This window comes from Haladaptatus sp. (assembly GCF_049589095.1).
Taxonomy (GTDB): Archaea; Halobacteriota; Halobacteria; order Halobacteriales; family Haladaptataceae; genus Haladaptatus.
The window spans coordinates 1-5,115 of the sequence record NZ_JBAWAC010000426.1 but is presented as its reverse complement, the minus strand read 5'-3'; the positions used below and the strand labels follow the sequence as shown (position 1 = coordinate 5,115).

Genomic DNA, 5,115 nt, shown 5'->3' with positions numbered 1-5,115 from the left:
CGCGTCTGGGACGGCCCGACGGTCCAACTCGACTTCAACATGCCCGAGCGCTTCGACCTGAGCTACGTCACCGAGGACAACGAGGAGGAGCGCCCGGTCATGATCCACCGCGCGCTGTACGGTAGCTACGAGCGTTTCTTCATGGTGCTCATCGAGCACTTCGACGGCAAGTTCCCGCTCTGGCTCTCGCCGGAACAGGTCCGCGTGCTCCCCGTCAGCGACGACAACCTCGGCTACGCCCACCGCGTCGCCAACCAACTCGGCGACTTCCGCGTCGAGGTCGAGGATCGCTCGTGGACCGTCGGCCGTAAGATCCAGCAGGCCCACGACGACCGCATTCCGTACATGATCGTCGTCGGCGGCGACGAGGAGGAAGCGGGCACGATTTCGGTCCGCGACCGCCTGGAGCGAGAGGAGAAGGACGTTTCGTTGGAGGAGTTCCACGATCACTTGGAGACGGAGCGCGACGAGAAGAGTACGGAACTCGGATTCCTCGACTGAGGCGGCTGGACCGCTGTGGCATTTCCCTAAGCGAGCTTTTCACGCGGAATCGACCGTCACGTCGTCCAATCACTCGATTTCTAGCTGGCCACTCCCACTATCTCCCTCACCGCTGTTCTCGTCCCATTCGAGTTCGAACTCGATACTCAATTCACCGGGTCCGTCCGTCGGTCCCTCGCGTTCGGCTTTGACCTCGAACGTCGGACGAGCCGACGGCTCTATCGTCACGGACTCGGACCCCGATTTGAGCGTAATCGCGTCGCCTTGTTCCAACTTCTCGGCGACACGGCGAAGGTACGTTGCGATTTCTTCTCGACTCTGATCGCTCTCCGATTTGAACAGGACTTCTTCGGGCATGTAGACGTATACACAGCCCATACTGATAACTGCACCCTCTGTTGAACTCGTCCTCTGCACTCAGCACACCGTCACTAACAAATCTCGAACGAACCACTCACCCAACCTACCCACTTCTCCGTCCACCTCGTCGCTCCGCTTCGTCTCCCGCAAAATGAACGGTTCGAGGGACAACGCCCGCTTCACCACGGCCACAATTCCAAACGATCCCATTTCCTGTTTTCACCGTTTAGAGATACTGAAAACAGTCTCAAATGTTCGCTAAAAGCTAGTTCCGATAGATCACTACAATCCGAAAGAGAGCGTAAATGACGCCGATGATTATGGCAGTCAGTATGAAAAATACCGGTCCTGATTCGATAGCTAGTGAATATAATGCAGCGACTATCAGGATAATCGCGATTGCAGATTTCGTTAGGAGTGAGAGCTTTGCCTCCGATGCCACCGAAGAGTTCGGTCCCGTGTTATCCATGTAACAACCACTACTCCTTTTGTAATAATAGTGTCCGATTGAGGAAGAGTTCAAGATAATTTTTTCAGTCTAATTCGTCGCTCCGCTTCGTCTCTCGCAAAATAAATGGGCCAATCGAAAGCGTCCGCTTGGCTACCGTCGCAATCCGCAGGATGAAGGCGAGCAGGATCATGAACGGCGTGATTGCGATCGTAGATGCCAAACTGACCGTCAGCACGTCGTTGCTGATGCCGAACGTGTAGCCCGGAATCGCTTTCGCGTCGAAGTAGATTATCATCGAAATCGTGACCACGAGCGCGGGGACCGCCGTGTACAGCATGGCCCGCGAGAGGTTGACGAGTTCCCACTGGAAGTAGAGCGTCTTGAAGTGCTCACGCGCCGGTCCGAAGAAGGTGAGCGATTCGATGATGTCGTCGAACGTGTCGTCGGCCTCCTCGGAGAGCGCATCGGCGTGCTTGTGGCGGATCTTCCGCGCGAGGAAGACCTTCCACGAGTAGTTGAAGTTGAGGATGGCCGAGAGTACGTCGAACGTCCCGAACTGCGTGTCTTCGAGCGTGTCGCTCACCTCGTCCGCGTTGCCCGTCAGGCCATCGACGTAGCTCCGGATTTCCTCTTTGAGGTCTTCGTCTCGACTCTCGTCCACGGCGTCGGCAAGCGTTTCGGCCCGCAATGCGGTTTCATCGAGGAGCGCTTTCATGAACGACGCCGGTTCGGGGGGTGCGGCCGGAACGTCGAGCGCGTCTTCGATTTCCCGGCGGAACTCCATCGCCCCCTCCATTCGGCTCTGCTGATCGCCGACCGGCCCGAGCTCCTGCGAGAGGACGAGTTGGTTCAGCGTCACGACGAGGGTCACACCCGTGATGATCGCCCCGACGAAGCCCTGAAACACCGTATCAACCGCGTCGTCGCTAGGGCCGATGTACTGTTGCAGCGGCGACGGGTCAAGCACGCCCAACACGACCAGCGCTACGAAGACGGCTATCAGGGTACCGCCCGCGACGAACCATCGGTTCGCCTCCATCAAGATCCACAGCTTCACCCGGCTCTCGTTCGCTCGCTCGCGCATCGTGTCCCCGGGTTGTGCGCTCCCGCCAGACTCGCTCATGGGAAATGAAAGGCCGAGTACGTTGAAATAGACACTTGCCGAATACGGTTGTTTTTGCCGGAGGGATTACGAATTGTTCTGTTCGGTCTCGCTCTCCGCTTCGGTCTCCGCGTCCGATTCCGATTCTTCCGCGGCGACTTCCGCTTCGATGTCCGAGAGGTCGATTTCGTCGTCATCGGAGGACGCGGATGACGATTCTTCTTCGGGTTCGTCCTCGATTCCCATGTCGGCTTTCAGCGTCTCCAGTTCGGAGTCGACTTCGCCGCTCGTGCGCATCTCTTCGAGTTCGCGGTCGAGGCTGCTTTTATCGGAAAGCGCATCCTCGAACGCGCCGGTGTCCTGCAGTTCGTCCATCGCTTCCGCACGGGCTTCCATGTCCTCCGTCTTCTCCTCGGCGCGCTCGATGGCCATCCCGACGTCTTGCATCTCGTCGCCGACGCCGGTCATCGCCTCGGAGACGCGGCTGTTGGCTTCCGCGGCCTCGTAGCGGGCTTTCATGCTCTCCTTCTTCGTACGGAACTCCTCGATGCGGTTCTGGAGTTCGTTCTTCTTCTCCACGAGGTTGTCCTGTGTGTTCTGGAGTTGTGCAATCTGACTCTCCAGGTCCTCGATCTGGTTCATCTTCTGCTTTTTCTTTTCGAGGGCCTGCCGGGCCAAATCCTCGCGGTCCTGCTTGACCGCTTGGCGCGCCTGATCGTTGTGCTTCTCGACGTTCTCTTCGAGGCGGCGCTTCTGGATTTCGAGGCGTTTTTTCTGCGTCGTGAGGTCTGCGATGCCCTGTTTGACGTCCTGTAGTTCATCGCGCATCTGCTCGTAGGAGTAATCGAGCGTCTCGGTCGGGTCTTCTGCCCTGTTGAGGACGGCGTTTACCTTCGAGCGGACGACGTACGACATGCGTGAGAGTACTCCCATACCACTATATTCAGAACCCGACCTTTAAAATCCTCACCAAGCTAACACGCCAGTGTGACCTCGAACAAAGTCGTCGTCCCCGGCGTTCGGGACGTGCGGGGGTCGTTGGACGAGCCTGAAGGGGAGACAGACGGGGTAATAGTCGCCTGCCCACCCCATCCACAGTTCGACGGCAACCGAAACGACAACCGCCTCGTCGCACTGTCGGAGTACCTCACGGACCACGGCATCGCCTGTCTACGCTTCGATTACAGCGATTGGGACGAAGGCTACGGCGAGCGCGAGGACGCCCGCAACGCCGTGCGCTTTGCGCGCGAACGCTACGACTCGGTGGGAATCTTCGGCTTCAGTTTCGGCGGCGCGATCGCCACCCTCGCGGGCGTGGACGAGAACGTGGATGTCATCGCACTTCTCGCACCCGCCTCCCGGCTCACCGACGAGTTGGACGCCGCGGCCGCGCTTGACGACGTCGAAGTCCCGCTGAAAGTCCTCTACGGAACGCGCGACGATTTGGCGGACTGGGAACCGCTCGTCGAGCGCGCGGACGAACTCGGCTTCGAGACCGAGGAGTTCCCCGCCGACCACTTCTTCATCGGACAGGAGCAGAAGGTAGCTAATCGACTCGGAGAATTTCTCGTTGCGCGACTCGGAAGCCCCGCGTAGACGGGACGACGCGCCGTTTGACTCGATAGGAGAGCGAAGTGGAAGCGATAGGCAAACGAGCCGACGTTACAGCGATTCGGTGAGTTCGGTCAGTCGGTCGCTCCCGTCACGGTAGAACGGGACACCGTGGCCCATCGCGGCGATTTCGAAGTCGGGTGCGCGGGACTGAAGGGAGAGGATGCTGTCGTGTACTGCTTCGGTGTCGTAGCTCATCGCCCACGCGGAGGCGGTCAGCTTTCCGTGATCCTCGAAAACGAGGTCCCCGAGGAAGGCCGCGCTCAGCGATTCGCTGACGTAGGCGAGGTGCCCCGGCGAGTGCCCCGGCGTTGCGTAGGCCGTGAAACTCCCGATTTCGTCGCCGTCCGCTACGGGATGGACTTCGGTGTCGGGACGGGAAAGGAGCGTGCCTGCCACGCGCTGGAACGCTCCCTTGTGGTTGTGCCAGTCGGGCGCGTCCGCACCGGAGACGAGCGGAGCGTCCGCTTCGCCGACGTATATCGGCGCTTGGAGCGGCAGGCGGGCGAGCGCCCCGACGTGATCGAAATCGTAGTGCGTGATGAGAACGCGGTCGACGTCGTTGATGGAGTAGCCCGCGTCCCGCACCTCGCGCATGATGTCGCCGCTGTCGAAGGGCGTCCCGGCGTCGACGAGGGTCAGATCGCCGTCGTCGTCCGCGAGATAGCAGTTGACGCCCCCGAGGTCGAGCCACCACACGTCGTCCGAGAGTTGTGTCACCATGCGAGGTGGTACGACGGCTAGCCACTTGAGCATGAACGGGTGATTCTTCCAACGTACGGACGAACGGTTGCCACCGCGTGGGCACGAACGGACGGTTTTTGGTCGTCCGCCACGCAACAGGTGGTATGGGAACGCCACTACCAACCGAAACCGGTGAAGTAGACCGGTGGCGGGCGATGAAAGCAGTCGTTCCGTTCATGGCGCTCGGGTTGATAGACTTGGTGCTCATTCTCGGCTGGGGACTCAACCCGCTCTGGGGGTTCGCCATCCTCCCGCCGATGATCTTCATCAGCGTGCTGGCGTGGATCAGCTTCAAATCCGGATTCATCGACGAGAACGCGAGCGCGGAGTACTACGAGGGGGAGTA

7 protein-coding genes are annotated in these 5,115 nt (G+C 59.8%); 3 read left to right on the top strand and 4 right to left on the bottom strand.

Annotated elements, in window-relative coordinates; translation table 11 throughout:
- A partial coding sequence (locus WBV42_RS13470) for a His/Gly/Thr/Pro-type tRNA ligase C-terminal domain-containing protein (RefSeq protein ID WP_423986482.1) occupies positions 1-501 on the top strand: 501 nt, incomplete at its 5' end.
- 69 nt (positions 502-570) lie between these two features.
- Here WBV42_RS13470 and WBV42_RS13465 read toward each other — a convergent pair.
- From WBV42_RS13465 to WBV42_RS13455, 3 genes are all read right to left on the bottom strand, one after another.
- On the bottom strand, positions 571-858 hold the full coding sequence (locus WBV42_RS13465; protein ID WP_423986481.1) for an amphi-Trp domain-containing protein: 288 nt from the start codon (positions 856-858) through the stop codon (positions 571-573).
- 536 nt (positions 859-1,394) lie between these two features.
- Positions 1,395-2,435 carry a hypothetical protein gene (locus WBV42_RS13460; protein WP_423986480.1) on the bottom strand — a complete coding sequence of 347 codons (1,041 nt, stop codon included), beginning with the start codon at positions 2,433-2,435 and terminating at the stop codon, positions 1,395-1,397.
- A gap of 66 nt (positions 2,436-2,501) precedes the next feature.
- Positions 2,502-3,347, bottom strand: a complete 846-nt coding sequence (locus WBV42_RS13455) for a PspA/IM30 family protein (RefSeq protein ID WP_423986479.1) — start codon at positions 3,345-3,347, stop codon at positions 2,502-2,504.
- Between the two features lie 54 nt (positions 3,348-3,401).
- Between WBV42_RS13455 and WBV42_RS13450 the strand changes: the two genes are divergently transcribed.
- Positions 3,402-4,010, top strand: coding sequence for an alpha/beta hydrolase (locus tag WBV42_RS13450; RefSeq protein WP_423986478.1), 609 nt, complete (start codon positions 3,402-3,404; stop codon positions 4,008-4,010).
- Between the two features lie 66 nt (positions 4,011-4,076).
- Here WBV42_RS13450 and WBV42_RS13445 read toward each other — a convergent pair whose 3' ends face one another.
- Positions 4,077-4,748 (bottom strand): MBL fold metallo-hydrolase, encoded by a 672-nt coding sequence (locus WBV42_RS13445; protein WP_423986477.1) that lies wholly within the window; start codon positions 4,746-4,748, stop codon positions 4,077-4,079.
- Positions 4,749-4,873: 125 nt separating this feature from the next.
- Here WBV42_RS13445 and WBV42_RS13440 point away from each other — a divergent pair.
- A partial coding sequence (locus WBV42_RS13440) for a hypothetical protein (protein ID WP_253225285.1) occupies positions 4,874-5,115 on the top strand: 242 nt, incomplete at its 3' end.

Coding starts and splice junctions, on each gene's coding strand:
- WBV42_RS13455 (WP_423986479.1), bottom strand. CDS start 3,347: ATGGGAGTACTCTCACGCATGTCGTACGTCGTCCGCTCGAAGGTAAAC.
- WBV42_RS13460 (WP_423986480.1), bottom strand. CDS start 2,435: ATGAGCGAGTCTGGCGGGAGCGCACAACCCGGGGACACGATGCGCGAG.
- WBV42_RS13465 (WP_423986481.1), bottom strand. CDS start 858: ATGCCCGAAGAAGTCCTGTTCAAATCGGAGAGCGATCAGAGTCGAGAA.
- WBV42_RS13445 (WP_423986477.1), bottom strand. CDS start 4,748: ATGGTGACACAACTCTCGGACGACGTGTGGTGGCTCGACCTCGGGGGC.